The 16,821-nt window shown below is 54.9% G+C and carries 12 protein-coding genes and 3 pseudogenes; 4 read left to right on the top strand and 11 right to left on the bottom strand.

Annotated features, from left to right (window positions below; genetic code table 11):
- Positions 1–29 precede the first annotated feature (29 nt).
- Positions 30–464, bottom strand: a complete 435-nt coding sequence (locus ACZ1HE_RS11415; RefSeq protein ID WP_472620878.1) for a CBS domain-containing protein — start codon at positions 462–464, stop codon at positions 30–32.
- Between the two features lie 61 nt (positions 465–525).
- Complete coding sequence (locus ACZ1HE_RS11410) at positions 526–1,422, bottom strand: LysR family transcriptional regulator (RefSeq protein WP_472620876.1); 897 nt, start codon at positions 1,420–1,422, stop codon at positions 526–528.
- Positions 1,423–1,566: 144 nt separating this feature from the next.
- Between ACZ1HE_RS11410 and ACZ1HE_RS11405 the strand changes: the two genes are divergently transcribed.
- Positions 1,567–3,066 carry a CoA-acylating methylmalonate-semialdehyde dehydrogenase gene (locus ACZ1HE_RS11405; protein ID WP_472620874.1) on the top strand — a complete coding sequence of 500 codons (1,500 nt, stop codon included), beginning with the start codon at positions 1,567–1,569 and terminating at the stop codon, positions 3,064–3,066.
- Positions 3,067–3,123: 57 nt separating this feature from the next.
- Here ACZ1HE_RS11405 and ACZ1HE_RS11400 read toward each other — a convergent pair whose 3' ends face one another.
- A complete protein-coding gene (locus tag ACZ1HE_RS11400) occupies positions 3,124–3,537 on the bottom strand; it encodes a hypothetical protein (protein WP_472620872.1) in 414 nt (137 codons plus the stop codon).
- 39 nt (positions 3,538–3,576) lie between these two features.
- Between ACZ1HE_RS11400 and ACZ1HE_RS11395 the strand changes: the two genes are divergently transcribed.
- Together ACZ1HE_RS11395 and ACZ1HE_RS11390 are read left to right on the top strand one after the other, a co-directional pair.
- Entirely contained in the window at positions 3,577–3,705 is a 129-nt protein-coding gene (locus tag ACZ1HE_RS11395; protein ID WP_472620870.1) for a hypothetical protein, read from the top strand.
- 454 nt (positions 3,706–4,159) lie between these two features.
- On the top strand, positions 4,160–4,753 hold the full coding sequence (locus ACZ1HE_RS11390; protein WP_472620868.1) for a L,D-transpeptidase: 594 nt from the start codon (positions 4,160–4,162) through the stop codon (positions 4,751–4,753).
- A gap of 1 nt (position 4,754) precedes the next feature.
- Here ACZ1HE_RS11390 and ACZ1HE_RS11385 read toward each other — a convergent pair whose 3' ends face one another.
- From ACZ1HE_RS11385 to recA, 5 genes and pseudogenes are all read right to left on the bottom strand, one after another.
- The gene (locus ACZ1HE_RS11385; RefSeq protein ID WP_472620866.1) at positions 4,755–5,225 is read right to left on the bottom strand and encodes a hypothetical protein; all 471 of its coding nucleotides are present in this window, start codon (positions 5,223–5,225) and stop codon (positions 4,755–4,757) included.
- A gap of 97 nt (positions 5,226–5,322) precedes the next feature.
- Positions 5,323–6,117 carry a class I SAM-dependent methyltransferase gene (locus tag ACZ1HE_RS11380; RefSeq protein WP_472620864.1) on the bottom strand — a complete coding sequence of 265 codons (795 nt, stop codon included), beginning with the start codon at positions 6,115–6,117 and terminating at the stop codon, positions 5,323–5,325.
- A 174-nt stretch (positions 6,118–6,291) separates the two neighbouring features.
- Positions 6,292–6,579: a DUF1330 domain-containing protein gene (locus ACZ1HE_RS11375; protein ID WP_472620862.1), complete on the bottom strand. Its 288-nt coding sequence runs from the start codon at positions 6,577–6,579 to the stop codon at positions 6,292–6,294.
- Positions 6,580–6,654: 75 nt separating this feature from the next.
- A pseudogene (alaS, locus tag ACZ1HE_RS11370) lies at positions 6,655–9,328 on the bottom strand (alanine--tRNA ligase).
- A 172-nt stretch (positions 9,329–9,500) separates the two neighbouring features.
- Positions 9,501–10,572 (bottom strand): annotated as a pseudogene (gene recA, locus ACZ1HE_RS11365) (recombinase RecA).
- Positions 10,573–10,989: 417 nt separating this feature from the next.
- On the opposite strand from recA, the gene ACZ1HE_RS11360 reads away from it, so the two are divergent.
- Complete coding sequence (locus ACZ1HE_RS11360) at positions 10,990–11,361, top strand: hypothetical protein (RefSeq protein ID WP_472620860.1); 372 nt, start codon at positions 10,990–10,992, stop codon at positions 11,359–11,361.
- A 35-nt stretch (positions 11,362–11,396) separates the two neighbouring features.
- Here ACZ1HE_RS11360 and ACZ1HE_RS11355 read toward each other — a convergent pair.
- The 3 genes and pseudogenes from ACZ1HE_RS11355 to guaB form a co-directional block, all read right to left on the bottom strand.
- Positions 11,397–13,704 (bottom strand): annotated as a pseudogene (locus ACZ1HE_RS11355) (hybrid sensor histidine kinase/response regulator).
- Positions 13,705–13,970: 266 nt separating this feature from the next.
- A complete protein-coding gene (locus ACZ1HE_RS11350) occupies positions 13,971–15,146 on the bottom strand; it encodes an RsmB/NOP family class I SAM-dependent RNA methyltransferase (protein ID WP_472620858.1) in 1,176 nt (391 codons plus the stop codon).
- A gap of 143 nt (positions 15,147–15,289) precedes the next feature.
- Positions 15,290–16,738, bottom strand: a complete 1,449-nt coding sequence (gene guaB / locus ACZ1HE_RS11345) for an IMP dehydrogenase (protein WP_472620856.1) — start codon at positions 16,736–16,738, stop codon at positions 15,290–15,292.
- Between the last annotated feature and the right edge of the window lie 83 nt (positions 16,739–16,821).

Here is a 16,821-nt window from a genome sequence, read left to right as displayed (position 1 = left end):
ATGTGCGCGGCTGGTTCAAGGGCTGGTTATCAGTGCCCCATGATCATTCCAGCCAATGCATCCTTTTCCATTGCCACTTCGGCCAATTGAGCTTTGACCGCGTCGCCAAGCGTCACGATTCCCACCAATTTTCCATCCTCCACAACAGGCATATGTCGAAAGCGGCCTTCGGTCATTTGGGTCAATACATCCTGAACGTTCGAATCACTGGTGCATGTGACCAATTCCGAGGTCATGTAGGTGCTGACTGCTTGTGTCAGACAACCGCTTCCGCTTTTGGCCAGTTCACGGACGATATCACGTTCCGACAGAATGCCTTGTGGCGTTTCACCATCATCTGAAACAACAACCGTACCAATTCGTTTGTCCGATAAGATTTTGGCAGCTTCCGCAATGGACGCAGACGTTTGCACTGTGACCACACCGGAACCCGACTTGGAATTCAAAATTGCCCGAACTAGCATGCCGCTGGACCTCCGCAATAATCTTTCATATTCCAAAGCGTTGCCGCATTAAGTGAGGGTGTCAAGTCATCGCTTCCAACCGCGCCACCTCGTCGCGAATCTCGCGCGAAAAAGCTTCGGCAAAGCGGTTCAGGCGTTCACTACGCTGATCTCCCTGATGCCGAACGAGGTAAAAGCTTCGCGTAAGGCTGATATCGTCCGTCAGGATTTTGCGAAGTTGACGGTGCCACGGCAATGCAAAGTCGTGGGCAACACCTATGGCCGTTCCCTGCCCCAACATCTTTATTTGGACCGAAACCGAGTTCGAAGCCAATGACACCCGGCTGATACCCAGATCGTTAAGATAGTCCAACTCCTTGTCGAAGATCATGTCCGGGATGTACCCGATCATGGGTCGCCCTTCGAGATCCTCTAACGTCTCGATCGGTGGATTCGTCCGCAGATAGCGACGCGATGCAACCATGTGAAGTTTGTAGTCGCAAATCTTCTGCACCAGTAACTGGCCAGCTGTCGGTTGACTGACTGTCACGGCCATGTCGGCCTCGCGCCGTGAAAGGTTGATGACCCGCGGCAAGGCCACAATTTGAATATCAAGGTCCGGGTTTTGTTCGGCAATCTTTGAGCAGACCTGTGGCAGGATGTAGTTTGCGCTGCCATCTGGAGCGCCGATACGGATCTGTCCCGAAAGTGTATCATCGGGGCCTGTCATCTCTTCGGTCGCGGCCCGCATCGCCTGTTCTGCCATTTCGGCGTGTGCCATAAGCCGCTCACCGGCGGCGCTCAGGGCATAACCTTGCGGCGACTTCACAAAGAGCGAGGACCCCATCGCGGTTTCAAACCGGGCAATCCGGCGCCCAACCGTCGCAGGATCCAACTTCAAATTGCGCCCTGCCGCCGAAAGGCTCGCCTCTCGCGCAACCGCCAGAAAAATCTTCATGTCATCCCAATGTGGATCCATCTCTGCCCCTTACTCTTGTCTCACAATGCGGGTTCGCACGCGGCACGCACCCTGCGGTTTTGCAAAACCTTTTTGAAATCTTGCCTCTGTTCGAGGGAAAATTGCAAGCCTATCCTACGCACGAAATTTAGGAGGAGATGTCCAATGCAGGAACTGACTCACTACATCAATGGCGAACACGTCAAAGGCACCTCGGGCCGTTTTGCCGACGTGTTCAACCCCGCAACAGGCGAAGTACAAGCGAAGTGCCCACTTGCCAGCACAGCAGAGATGGAAAAGGCAGTCGAAATTGCAGCCGCTGCACAGCCTGCATGGGCCGCCACCAACCCGCAGCGACGCGCGCGCGTGCTGATGAAATACGTCGCTCTGCTGAACCGTGACATGGACAAACTGGCCGAGGCATTGAGCCGCGAACACGGCAAGACCCTCCCTGACGCCGCCGGCGACGTACAACGCGGGCTGGAAGTTGTCGAATATTGTATTGCCGCGCCGCAGATGCTGAAGGGGGAATTCACCGACAGCGCAGGCCCCGGCATCGACATGTACTCGATGCGGCAGGCCCTGGGTGTTACAGCTGGCATCACGCCATTTAACTTCCCGGCGATGATCCCGATGTGGATGTTTGCCCCGGCTATCGCTTGCGGCAATGCTTTCATCCTGAAACCGTCCGAACGGGATCCATCGGTGCCGCTGATGCTGGCAGAACTGATGGAAGAAGCCGGTCTGCCCAAAGGCATTCTGCAAGTTGTGAACGGCGACAAGGAAGCGGTCGACGCGATCCTGTACAACGACACGATCCAGTCGGTGGGCTTTGTCGGCTCGACCCCGATTGCTGAGTATATCTATGGTACCGGCTGCTCGCAGGGCAAACGCGTTCAGTGTTTTGGCGGCGCCAAGAACCACATGATCATCATGCCCGACGCGGACATGGATCAGGCTGCCGACGCTCTGGTCGGTGCCGGTTACGGCGCGGCTGGTGAACGCTGCATGGCGATCTCAGTTGCGGTTCCTGTGGGTGATGAAACCGCAGACCGCTTGATCGAAAAGCTGGTCCCACGGGTCGAGGCGCTCAAGGTTGGCCCCTACACCTCAGGCAATGATGTGGATTATGGCCCAGTGGTCACCGGCGCGGCCAAGCAGAACATCCTTAACCTGGTGCAGTCGGGCATCGACCAGGGTGCCAAGTTGGTGGTCGACGGCAGAGATTTCAGTTTGCAGGGCTATGAAGACGGGTTCTTTGTCGGCGCACATCTGTTCGACAACGTCACCAAGGACATGGACATCTACAAGAAGGAAATCTTTGGTCCGGTCCTGTCCACCGTGCGCGCTCAGTCTTATGAAGAGGCCATTGGTTTGGCCATGGATCACGAGTACGGCAATGGCACCGCCATCTTTACCCGTGATGGCGACACCGCGCGTGACTTTGCCAACCGGATCAACATCGGCATGGTAGGCGTTAACGTTCCGATCCCGGTCCCGTTAGCCTATCACACCTTTGGTGGCTGGAAAAAATCTGCCTTTGGTGACCTGAACCAGCACGGGCCAGACGCCTTCAAGTTCTACACCCGCACTAAAACGATCACGGCGCGCTGGCCATCAGGCATCAAAGAGGGCGGCGAGTTCTCGATCCCGGTGATGGAATAAACCCCCACCTGCAAATAACACTATACGCCCCGGTCAAATGGCCGGGGCGTTTTGCATTCAGACCGGGCCGATCTCCATTGCTTTTCTCAAGATAGCGGCGGCCGGTCGATAAAAGTGGCGATCCGTCCAATATCCGTTGTGTGACGCAGGATTCCAAAACTCTAACGCTCCACCAGCATCAATCCAGCGGTCCTCCAACTGACCTGATGTCGCAAGCGCCTGATATCCTGGCGAAGTTCCCGCCAACGGCATACCCAAGGCATCGTCCTTGTCATTCATATTCAACCACCAAGGCTGCAGCCGTTTTGAGCCGGGAATGTTTGTGCCCGGAAAATTGATCGGGCGGATATCTTGCGGTTTGTAGGAAAATGAAAATACCGGGATATTGCAGCCAAATGTCACAAATGCCGCCACTGTTTTGAGTTTCTGGAAATCGGTGGAGGCCGCCACCTCTGGATCGCCCTTCATCATGTCATAGATGTAGTTCGACATGATATGCCCCCCCAGCGAATGAGCAAAGATCACAAGGGGCGTTTGTCCATCGGTGATCTGCTCAAGCCGTTCAACCGTCCGGTGAACTCGGGCGTGAATGTCATGATAAATTTGATCCCGGGTGTCAGCCTTGTTGCGCCGGTATGATGCTGCATCGGCAAGGTTGTGCATCACAAAGCGCCTCGTCTTCATCCAGCGCGCGCCCTTTCCCACGAGATTTTGGTCTATGAAGTCTTCCTGCCGGGACTGCAGAATGTCGGCCCAGAAAATTTCTCGCCATCCCACCCTTTGAAAAAACCCATCTCCCAACTGTTCCTTCAAACGCTTGTACAACCCCGCTGAGAAACTGATTTCGTTTACACCTTGTGTTTTTTTCCCTGGCTGCCCATCCCGTGAATGACTGCAACCGCAATCTTATGCATCGCCATAATCAACTCCTTAAAAATAGGAGTATACTACCATATCTGCAGCCTTTTGGCATCGGCACAATTCTGCCTGTCCAACCGAACCAGAACTCCCACGCGAAAAAGTGAACTGGTCCCCTATGGAAATGCAGCCAAACCCAACATAGTTAGTCGCAAACGATCGAAACGAGGTTCAGATGTCCGGCAGCAAAATAACCCGCCGCAGCGCCCTGCTGGGTGTCGCAGCCACCATTTCCACGCCCGCGCTTTTGAAGGCGCAGGATGCCTTCCCGCAGGATGAGCCACCCATCGAAACGCAGATACCGGTGCGCCGCAATGTTTCGTCATTTGCACAACAGAATTGGCAAGACCATTTCGACAAACTGGGCGTCGGTTGTCTGTTAGCAGACATCACAAGCCGTGCCGTGCATTATTGGGGTGAGGACGGGAGTTACCGACTTTATCCCTCTTCTGTTCCCATGACCGAAGAACTGACCAAGCGCGGATACACCGAAGTCGTTCGCAAACGCGAAAATCCAAGTTGGACGCCGACCTCCTCGATGCGCGAGCGCGACCCTTCGTTGCCAGTTCGGATCGAAGGCGGCGAAGCTGGTAACCCTCTGGGTACGCGAGCAATGTATCTGACGTGGCCCGCGTATTTGGTACATGGCACTCACGACACCCGAAAAATCGGTCGACAAAGCTCATCGGGCTGTATCGGGCTCTACAATCAGCACGTCGAGGAGCTGTATGCTCTGGTCAAAATTGGCACTCAGGTGCGCTTGCTTTAGATCAGTCCAAAGAGAACGTCAGCCCGTAAGTCACCGTGGCATCAGCAGAGCTCCCCGCAGAAGGTAGCGCCTGAACAAACAGGTTTCGATAGCGGCCTTGCAGCCCCGCGATCGGAACGACGTCGCCGATTGAGTGGCTGAACTGGTCCCCTTCACCCGGATACGTGGCCAGAGCACCAAAAAGATCCAGCCCCCAGGTCTCGCTGCGAAACAATGGATAGGCCGTGGTTACGACAACAGAGGCGTCGCCATAGCTGTTGCGGTACGCCCCAACCCCGACGTCCAATCGGTTTTGCCACATGGCCTCGCGCCACGTCAGAATGATCCCTGGGTTGAATTCCTCAAAGTCTTGGGTCGCGCCGACATGATGCGACCCCAACAGAATCGAAATCTGATCCGGCCCGGATACCGCCGTTGTGGCGCTGAGCAGAACTGTTGCGGTGGCCCAAAGGGACTGCTTCACTGCCATCATCTATTGCCTCTTGTTGCACCCGATCTGATGCCAGGCTGAACATGTTCAACAAAAGGTTAATCGTGAAATTCGACCAGACTATGGCAGTTTTTCAATTTCATGTCTTTCGGATCCAGAAACTCTGTGCCCTGCCACCGGCCAGGAAAGGCAAAGCAGCAACGGCATCCGGGCGCGCCTGTTGCAAATAGTACCCCGGCCACAACAATTGATATCCACTTGTCTGTATCAAAGTATGAAGAACGTATTGTTCACCCCACGACGGACAATCATAGAAGAACCGCTTGGGGTATTCATACGGTAAAAAGATATCATGCACGTGGATCACCACTCCCGGCGCAAGACGCGGGATAATCCGGCAGAACAGGTGCGCCACGTCGTTGCTCATGCGCACCTGATGGCTGCTATCGATGAACAAGATGTCTCCCGGCCCCAGTGTGTCAAAAAGCGCCGGATCTACCTCTTCCAATCTTTTTTGTTCGAATGCGTTGACCACATGGGCGATATCGGCCCGAGGATACGGGTCAATAGCGGTAATCCTCGTCTCCAGACCACCATCGATAACGGCCTGCCGTGTGATACGGGTTGAATTGCCACATCCGACTTCGATTACGTGTTTCGGTTGATAGCGACGCACCATCAAATACAGCGCTTCAGCATCCGGTGTGTCATAATAGCCGTTGTTTGACTGGTACCCTGTCTTGTTCTTTGCGGGATCATGCAAAGCAGCCAACGCGTCCATATGTGTTTCGTATTCTCGAACCAAGCCGGATACATCAAAGCCTTCCATGCCCGGGCTCAAGGCATAGGCCGGTTTAGTCAAACCACCGTGGCGCTCAAAGGCAATCAAACGCTCGGTCTCGGCGACTTCGTCAACGCGGTCAATCAACTTCACATTAAGAGGGTCAAGTATTGCGTTGATTTTAGGAAATTTTCTTTTCTTCACGACTTACTCCCTCGTGGCACTGGTTGCCTGTCACAATAGTGCTTTCAGTCAGTGTCTAGCTCCGAGAAGACGGAACCCGCCGCGATGTCGTAAGCGGGCTTCAATTCTCTCTTGTCGACCCGGCTACTCAGAGGTTTCAACAACCATCAACTCACGTTCCGAGGCATCGCGGGCATGGCTCAACGCCTCTTGGTATTCTGGCGAATTGTAGCAGTCGACAGCAGCATCCACGCTTGGGAAACGGGCCACCACGTTGCGGGGGCGCTCCTTACCTTCAAGCTGAACGAACCGTCCACCCCGCGCGACAAAACTTCCGCCATGTTTGGCAATCGCTGGCCCTGCCAATTCCGCATATTTACCATAGGCTTCGGCGTCGGTGACGGTCACATGCGCAATCCAAAGTGCTGGCATCGGAGTTCTCCTTAGTGTGTTTTCCGGCAGCTTACGTCATCTGCCGGAAAGACCAATTCATTTTTGACCAGTTGATCAAGCTTTTAGAACAGCCTCGGCTGCCTTGATCGCTGCATCTGCTTTCGACGCATCCTTGCCGCCACCTTGGGCCATATCGGGGCGGCCACCGCCGCCCTTGCCACCAAGTTCAACCACGGCCGCCTTTACCAGATCCACCGCCGATACCGTGTCGGTCAGATCCTTGGTCACGCTGGCCGCCACGGCCGCTTTGCCACCTGCATCAGCTATCAACAAAACTGCACCAGAGCCCAAACGTTCCTTGTGCTCGTCGATCAACGCAGGCAGATCCTTACCAGACACACCGCTGAGTGCTTGTGCCAGGAATTTGACGCCATTCACCTCGCGTGCCTCGGCACCGCCACCCTGACCAGAACCACCGGCCATAGCAAGCTCGCGACGCAAGCTTGCAACCTCGTTCTGTAGCGCCTTGCGCTCATCCATCAGCGCCTTGACACGATCCACCGCATCGGTCGATTGCGCCTTTAGCATGCCGTTAATCTCGCCCATCCGGGCAGCTTCGGACGAAAGATGGTCAAAAGCCGCCGCGCCGGTCAGCGCCTCGATCCGACGCACACCTGCGGACGACGCACTGTCGCCCAGCAAGACAAAGGTCCCAATGTCACCTGTTTGTTTGACGTGGGTTCCGCCGCAAAGCTCGATCGAATAGGTATTGCCGTCCTGTCCTTTACCGGTCTCGGCCTGACCCATGGACACAACACGCACTTCGTCGCCGTATTTTTCACCAAACAGTGCCTGCGCACCAATGGCACGGGCATCATCCGGCGTCATGATCCGGGTTTCCACAGTCGAATTTTGACGGATGAAGCTGTTCACATCTGCCGCAACCTTGCCCAACTCATCTTCGCTCAGCGCCTTGCCATGGCTGAAATCGAACCGCAGTCGATCAGCTGCATTCAGCGACCCGCGCTGCGCCACGTGATCCCCCAGATGCTCGCGCAGAGCTTCGTGCAAAAGATGCGTGGCCGAGTGATTGGCGCGAATGGCGGAGCGACGGCCATGTTCCACCTCTAATTCGACCGGATCACCTTTGGAGATCGTGCCGCGTTCAAGGGTGACCTTGTGGGCATAAATCTTGCCGTCTGCAAATTTTTTGGTGTCCTCGACCAAGGCAACCTCGTCGCGGTTTTCCAGACGACGGATCACGCCGCTGTCGCCAACTTGACCGCCCGCTTCGCCGTAAAACGGCGTCTGGTTCACGATGATCCAGCCCGTGCCCCCCTCGGCGATTTTGTCGGTCAGCGCCCCATCAGCAACCATGGCCATCACCTGCCCCTCGGCCTTTTCGGTGTCATAGCCCAGGAAATCGGTGGCTTCTGCGGCGTCCAGCACATCGAACCAGACCGCGTTGTCCGCAGCTTCGCCCGAGCCCGCCCAGGCAGCGCGCGCCTTTGCTTTCTGCTCGGCCATGGCCGCATCAAACGCTTCGGTATCCACCGTACGGCCGACCTCGCGCAGGGCGTCCTGCGTCAAATCCAACGGGAAACCATAAGTGTCATAAAGTTTGAAAGCGGCCTGCCCTGACAAAGGCGCGCCCTCATTCAGGCCGTCCAATTCGTCATCCAAAAGGCTCAGACCGCGGTCCAGCATCTTTTTGAACCGGGTTTCTTCTTGTTGCAACGTTTCCTCGATCAGCGCTTGCGCTTGACCCAGTTCCGGATAAGCCGCGCCCATCTGTTGAACCAGGGCGGGCACCAAGCGGTGCATGACCGGATCCTTGGCCCCCAGCAGATGTGCATGGCGCATAGCGCGGCGCATGATCCGCCGCAGTACGTAGCCGCGCCCGTCGCTGGCTAGGCATCACGCCATCCGCAATCAAAAACGAGGTCGAGCGCAGGTGATCAGCGATCACACGGTGATGCACATTCTGGTCCCCATATGGGTCAACGTTGGTGACATCAGCACTGGCTTCGATCAGCGCCTTGAACAGGTCGGTGTCATAATTGTCGTGACTGCCTTGCAGCAGTGCGCCAATCCGCTCCAACCCCATACCGGTGTCGATCGATTGCATGTCCAACGGGACCATCGAGCCGTCTTCGAATTGCTCGTTCTGCATGAAAACGATGTTCCAGATCTCGATAAACCGGTCGCCGTCCTCTTCGGGTGAACCAGGAGGGCCACCCCAAATATGATCACCGTGGTCATAGAAGATTTCAGTGCACGGTCCGCAGGGGCCGGTCGGCCCCATCTGCCAGAAGTTGTCGGATGTATCGATGCGGATGATCCGATCCTCTGGCACGCCGACCTTTTTCCAGATTTCAAACGCCTCGTCATCGGTGTGATAGACCGTGGTCAACAGGCGCGACTTGTCAATTTCAAAATCCTTGGTGATCAGTTCCCAAGCAAAAGGGATCGCCTCATGCTTGAAATAATCACCGAATGAAAAGTTACCGAGCATCTCAAAAAATGTATGGTGGCGCGCGGTATAACCCACGTTGTCCAGGTCGTTGTGTTTGCCACCCGCCCGTACGCATTTCTGTGATGTGGTTGCACGTTTGTAGTCGCGTGTTTCCAGACCGGTGAACAGATTCTTGAACTGCACCATCCCTGAGTTCGCGAACATCAACGTCGGGTCGTTGCGTGGCACAAGCGGACTCGAGGCGACGACCTCGTGCCCCTGCTTGGCAAAATAGTTCAAAAAGGTCGAGCGGATATCGTTCAGCGTGGCCATCAGGTTCTCTCGGCGGCGGGGAAAGTGTTTCCGTGCAGGTGTATCGCCACGGTTTCCGACTGTCCACAGGCCGCAATGCCGCAAACGAAACAAGACGGCCCCAGGGCCGCCTTGTTCGGGGTATTTTCAGCTCTGTTTCAGCGCGGGGAAGGATGTCCCCCCTAGCCACCCATCAGGCTTCCAAGATATCGTCATCCGCCGTTTCGCCAGGCGGCATGTCGAAATCCAGCCCATGTGCGGCGCGGATTTTGTCTTCGATTTCAAACGCGACCCGGCTGTTGTCGCGTAGGAACTGCTTGGCATTCTCTCGACCCTGCCCAATCCGCTCGTCACCATAGCTGAACCAGGATCCCGATTTCGCGACCACGCCTGCCTTGACGCCCAGATCTAACAGCTCGCCCATCTTCGAGATGCCTTCGCCGTACATAATGTCGAATTCAACCTGCTTGAAAGGCGGCGCCACCTTGTTCTTGACGACCTTGACCCGGGTTGCGTTTCCAACCACCTCGTCGCGATCTTTAATCTGGCCGATGCGACGGATGTCCAAACGCACCGAGCTGTAGAATTTCAACGCGTTGCCACCGGTGGTGGTTTCGGGCGAACCGAACATGACACCGATTTTCATTCGAATCTGGTTGATGAAGATCACCATACAGTTCGAACGGCTGATTGACCCAGTCAGCTTGCGCATGGCCTGGCTCATCAGCCGGGCCTGAACGCCTACGCTGCTATCCCCCATGTCGCCTTCCAATTCGGATTTCGGCGTCAGTGCCGCGACCGAGTCGACAACGACCATGTTAACAGCACCAGAGCGCACCAATGTATCCGTGATCTCGAGCGCTTGCTCGCCAGTGTCGGGTTGAGAGATCAGCAATTCGTCCAGATCAACTCCGAGTTTACGGGCGTATTGGGGATCCAGCGCATGTTCAGCATCGACAAAGGCACACACCCCACCGCGCTTTTGCTGCTCTGCCACGCAGTGCAGCGTCAGCGTCGTCTTGCCCGAACTCTCGGGTCCATAAATCTCGACGATCCGTCCCATAGGCAATCCCCCGATGCCTAGAGCGATGTCCAGACCCAGCGAACCGGTCGAGCTGGCCTCGATCTCTTGGATTGCGTTGCCGTCACCTAGTTTCATGATCGACCCTTTGCCGAACTGCCGTTCGATCTGAGCCAGTGGCGCTGTCCAACGCCTTTTGCTTGTCCGCGTTCTGCTTGCTGCTCATTGTTAGAAGATCCGCCATTGTATCGTTCGCCTTCCTTATTGTCATAGCCTGCCGCAGGCGGCAATCACTGCTTTGTTCCACTCTTGTTCCTTATGAGATCAAAAGGAGAACATTTCAATAAAATTCTTTCTTCCCACATTCTTTCCGAATTGAGTTAATGATTGGTTTACGGCATTTTCCAGTTCAGGGTGTGTTTAAGGAGATCCCGCAAATGCTTGTTTTCTACAAGGAAAGGTTGGCTTTTTTGGCTGTTCCAAAGACGGGAACCACCGCATATCAAATGGCTCTGCAAGAGCGTGCTGACATTGTTGTGTCCAACCCGCCCGAACTCAAACACGCGCCAGTATACCGATACAACCGGTTCTTCAGGCCCATGTTCGAACGAGTCTGCGGTGTTGAAATGGAAACAATGGCCGTGATACGAGAACCCCTGAGTTGGCTGGGCAGCTGGTTCCGCTACAGACAACGCGCCTGAGCATGGAGGGTCACAAGAACGCCACGCATGGCATCAGTTTCGACCACTTTGTGAACGCCTACTTGCAAGGTGATCGTCCGGCGTTTGCGAATGTTGGAAGTCAGTACAAGTTCTTAGAAACTAGACCAAATGGCACCGGCATCACACATTTGTTCAAGTATGAAAACCAGGATGCTTTGAACAGTTTCTTAGAAAACCGCCTCAAGGTTAAGCTTAACCTGAAACAGACCAACGTTTCGCCACACATGGACTTGTCACTCGCCAAAGAGACACAGGCAAAACTGGAGAGGAAACTGGCACAGGAGTATCAGATGCACGCCAATGCTCTTTGAAGTTTCCAAACAGCATCAGATTGACATTAATTATTTTAGTTCAATTGCTTAAGAACAGTGTCAGTAAGCTGGTTCAATGAAAACGGCTTCGGGAGAAATACACTATTGTCAATATGCGGCCCGGTTTCACCGAACGCACCTTCAGAATAGCCAGATACGAATACAACACGAACATCTGGCCTGTCTTTCAAGGCTTCTCGAACCCAAGAAGGACCATCCATACCAGGCATTACGACGTCAGTGACAAAAACATCTACCGATAGATCGGGGTCTTCCAAGGTGCGAAGCGCATCTTCCGCGGACTCGGCCTCCAGAACGGTGTACCCGCGCAATCGCAACGCTCGCGACGCAAATGCCCGAACGGGTGCTTCGTCTTCGACCAAGAGCACCACACCCTCAGAGGTCCGAACAGGCATTGCCTTGGTCTCTTCCTTGGGTTCAGGGCGGACTGGTTTGTCTTCTGTGTGAACTGGAAAGAACAGTGTGAAATCAGCACCCTGCCCTTCGATACTATCCACGAAAATAAAGCCCCCAGTTTGTTTGATAATCCCATAGGCTGTGGATAAGCCCAGACCGGTACCTTCACCCGTTCGCTTGGTCGTGTAGAACGGTTCGAAAATCTTTTGTCGTTTGTCCGGAGCAACACCGTGCCCCTGATCACTGACCTTGACCGTCACATATTCTCCAATCGGCAGGGTCGCACGATCCCTTTCCAGAGGTTCATCCAGTTGGATGACTTCAGTTCTCGATCCGGATTTCACCACCGCCTGGCATAGCATCCCTGGCATTGACAACAAGATTCATCAGCACCTGTTCCAGTTGCCGCTTATCTGCTCTGACAGGTTTCAGGATCGGGTCGTGGCTCAACGTTAGCGTCACTTTCTCGCCGACGAGTCGGTTCAGCAGATGGGTTAGATCCGAAAGAGTATCTCGCAGGTCGAGCGTTTCGGGCCTGAGCGTCTGCTTTCTTGAAAACGCCAACAACTGACTAACCAACGCTGCTGCGCGATTGGCATTTTGACTGATCTGCACAAGGTCTCCATAGTCATGATCGCCTTGATCGTGACGCAGCAACAACAAATCACAGTGACCTGAAATTGCGGTCAACAAGTTGTTGAAATCATGCGCAACACCGCCCGCCAACTGACCAATCGCCTGCATCTTCTGGTTCTGTACGAACTGAGCTTCCATCGTTTTGAGCTCTGTTGCGTCATTCAAAACTGCAACCAGTCCATCTTTTTCATTCTCGGATACCCGTCGCAATGTGACCTGGACAAATACCTCTTTGTCCTTGCGCGCCAAACGCAGAAATTCCGACTTCTGGATTGCAACACCTCGCAATGTATCGCGCAACCAATCCGAGATGGGACGCCCCAATCCCTGCATCAGATTGTCAATGTAGGTGGTGTTGGTGACCGGATCGCCAATTAGCTCCAATGCCAATTGATTGGCCTCTGTGACTTTACCGTCGCTGGCGATCCTGATCATCGGTAACGGCAAGGTATCGAACCTGGCTTCACCGTCGTTCTCCACCCCCTTATCGGCAGGCATCAGATACAATTCTCTACGGACTGTTGAGTGGCCTGATTCAAGGACGGAAACCGGGATTGGTCCCTCAGCCGTGGATATGACCTGCAGTTTGCCACTCTCGAATGGTAGAGACACGAACAACTGGCTCAAAGATTTTATTCTGGTGCCAATCAGCGTCCGGGCAGCCTCGTTCATGAACAGAACCGCGCCAGATCTTCCAACTGTCAGCATCGGAACAGGAATGGTATCCGGCCCCCGTGACCCCGCTCCGTTGTCCGGTACGTCTTCGACGCGCCACATGTAACCACCGTCTCCCAACAGATGGACAGCGATGCGAATATGCCCGCGACGTGTCACGACATCTTCGCGCGCGTTTCCGTCAATACCAGCCCGCGATTGAAGGCGAAAAAGCACAGCGGATGGATTTGCAAAGATTGACCTGAGAGTGGCGGACAGTGTTTCAGCCCGCTCATCGGAAAACCGTTTATCAGCTGCCGCGTTTCTTGACCCGATCATCCCGTCGTCATCAGTTATGAAAGTGGGTGTTGCATCCTTATCAATAAATTCAGCCAGCATGATCCGAGCCATCTTTCGAGATGCAAGTCCCCTCCCTTCGCGGATCATCAAGAGCATGGCAATAGCGGCCATACTGCCCGAAGCAGCTATCAAAAGTTTGCTGACCAACTCACCAAATGCCCCCACCAGGCCGGTTGCAGCAAACACCAAGGCCAACAACAAAATTGCGCCCAAGCGTGCGTAGCCGATAGGTGGCGCAGTTAAAGCAGGAGAGATCGAAGCGCTAAATTTGGTCAAGGCGCGGTTCCGTTCAAGATCTCGTCGTCTATGAATGGCGGTACAAAGTTAAGCTGTGTTTAACGAAAGCAAATTCTATCATAGATTGCAACACAAGATGATCACTCTCCTCAAGCGACATTTCTTTCGAATTGAAGTACACTCTCAACAAAAGGGGGTCGAACAAATTTCCATGAACGAGCTTGGCCCCCCGCAAGAAGAAGAGGTGCTAAAGTGCTGTTTATTTGTTGATTTTCGAAACGATCTGCTCGCTCTAACAGTGCGCGTTACGAGCCTGCCCTTTGCAGCACAGAGCAATAAAACCCATCGCCCCCATCCAGCGGCGTGAACTTCTTTTCAACCACCATGGAGAAATCAGGATTTGCATCGAGAAAACCGCAAACCTGTACGTTGTTTTCGATCTCCAACAAGGAGCAGGTCGCATAAATCAGGTGTCCGCGCGGCTTAACCAACAATTTTGCCTGTTCCAGAATTTGCTTCTGTACCAAGACAGTTTGGTTCAGCTTCTCTTGGGTCAGCACCCACTTTCCCTGAGGGTCACGACGCCAAGAGCCACTTCCGGAACAGGGGGCGTCAACCAGTACGCTATCAAAATTGTCTGATGTCTTAAGATCAGTCTGAGTGACCAGCGTGACGGGAAGACCCGCACGTTTGGCTCGCTGCGGCAAATCTTTCATTCTTCTCGGGTCAGCATCGTGCGCAAAAAACGCTCCTGACACGCGAGCACCTACTGCCAGTGTCTTACCCCCTCCACCGGCGCAAAAATCCAAAAGAGTTTGATCCGTCTGCAGCGGCACAAGATCAGCTACTGCTTGAGACGACGCATCCTGCAGTTCGGCGCCCCCATTCAGATACAGCTGAGAGTTGCGTATTCTTCTGGCACCATTGACGACATCCAACGCCGAGGGTGAAAGATCGTTCGATCGCGTTTCAATTCCCTCATCGGCCAACTGAGAAATTGCTGCGTCTCGGCTCAACCGAGATAGGTTTACCCGAATGTGAACCGGCGCACGAGCACGCAACGCAAGAGCGACACTATGCGTATTGTCCCCCAAAGACGACTGAAAGTCAGGCCAGAGCCATTCAGGAATATCCAAGTCTTCGCCAGAGCCCGACCGTGGAGAACTCCCTTGCGAACGTTCTTTTTCGGACAAGGCCGGAGGCGCATAAGGGCCCGATCCAAAAATGTCTTCCGGATCCTGGCCAAGCTCTCTGACGTACCCCAACAAAAGAGAACGGCCTGTGTGACCGCCGCCACGGGCCGACAGGCTTCGCTTGCGCCGTAATACATCATAGACAATGTCCCCGATCGCCGCACGATCCTTGGACCCGGCGTAGCGGTTTTTTCGCCCCCAATCCGCCAAGGCGCGATCTGCGAGTTCGCCACTCTGAATACGATCCAACAGCTCAATTGCTGCGCTGACACGTGCCGCAGGGGTCATATCCGATCTCCAAGCCTTGCCAGATTTAGGCGTCCTGCCTTGCCTGACATGTGATTGCGTGACACAGGGTCAGAACCCTTCGGTGCGAAGGCCCATCAACCTGCCAACCCAGACTGCTTGTTCGCACCCTGATCACGCGAAACTTACATGATGCGATAGTTTGGGCTTTCGCGGGTGATTTGCACATCATGCACATGGCTTTCTTTCAGCCCTGCCCCGGTGATTTTTACGAAATTGCAGTTGCGACGCATCTCTTCCACCGTGGCACAACCGGTATATCCCATGGCTGCCCGCAAGCCGCCAACCAATTGATGGATTACGGCACTTGCCGGGCCTTTGTAGGGTACCTGCCCTTCGATCCCCTCGGGCACCAGTTTGTCGCTGGCCGCGTCTTTTTGGAAATAGCGATCTGCCGAACCACGAGCCATGGCACCCAACGACCCCATGCCACGATAGGATTTGAACGACCGGCCCTGGTACAGGATCACCTCGCCCGGGCTTTCGTCCGTGCCCGCAATCATCGAACCCACCATGGCACAAGAGGCGCCCGCTGCGATGGCCTTGGCAAAATCGCCGGAAAACTTGATGCCACCGTCGGCAATCACCGGCACATCTCCGGCTGCTGCGGCGCAATCCATGATCGCGGTCAGCTGCGGAACGCCCACTCCGGCAACCATGCGCGTGGTACAGATCGAGCCCGGCCCGATGCCGACCTTGATCGCATCCGCGCCCGCATCGATCAGAGCTTTGGTCGCTTCGCCCGTGGCTACGTTACCCGCGATGATCTGAACCTCGTTTGACAGAGCCTTGGCGCGTTTCACCGCATCGATAACACCAGCCGAATGTCCATGCGCCGTGTCCACCACGATGATATCAACACCGGCGTCCACCAGCATCTCGCTACGGGCAAACCCGCTGTCGCCTACCGAGCTTGCCGCGGCAACACGAAGACGCCCTAACTGATCCTTGCAAGCTGTGGGGTTCAGCACCGCTTGTTCAGTGTCTTTCAAGGTCAACAGACCGGTCAGCTTGCCGTCAGCATCCGTCACCAGCAGCTTTTCGATCCGGCGAGCCTGCATCAACGATTTGGCCTCGTCCCGGTCGGCGGGCTCGCGCAGAATCGCCAGGTTCTCGGATGTCATCACAGCTCTGACCGGCGTGTCGTCGGATGTGGCAAAGCGCATGTCGCGGTTGGTCACAATTCCAACAACACGGCCTGCTTCGTCTACGACAGGAAAACCCGTGAAGTTATAGCGTTGAACCAGCGCCTTGGCATCCGCCACAGTCTGATCACCGCGCAACGTGACGGGATTGTACACGATACCGGATTCGAACCGCTTCACGCGGCGGATTTCGCGTGACTGGGTTTCAGCATCCAGGTTCTTGTGAACCACACCGATACCACCCGCCTGCGCCATTGCAATAGCCATCCGGGCTTCGGTCACGGTGTCCATGGCCGAGCTGAGAAGCGGGATGTTCATCGAGATCGACCGCGTTACACGCGTCGCCGTATCCGCCGTTGCTGGCAGGACCGACGAAGCTGCTGGCTCTAGTAGAACATCATCAAAGGTGAGCGCCTCACGAATCTGCATTTGTCATCCCCATGCATAACCCCGTTTGGCGGTGACCCTATGACATGGATCGAAACCGGGGGAAAGGTCTTGGGACAAGTTAT

This window comes from Falsiruegeria sp. JB4-1 (assembly GCF_055693495.1).
The sequence above is the reverse complement of the archived record's forward strand: the minus strand, read 5'-3'. Positions and strand labels throughout refer to the sequence as shown.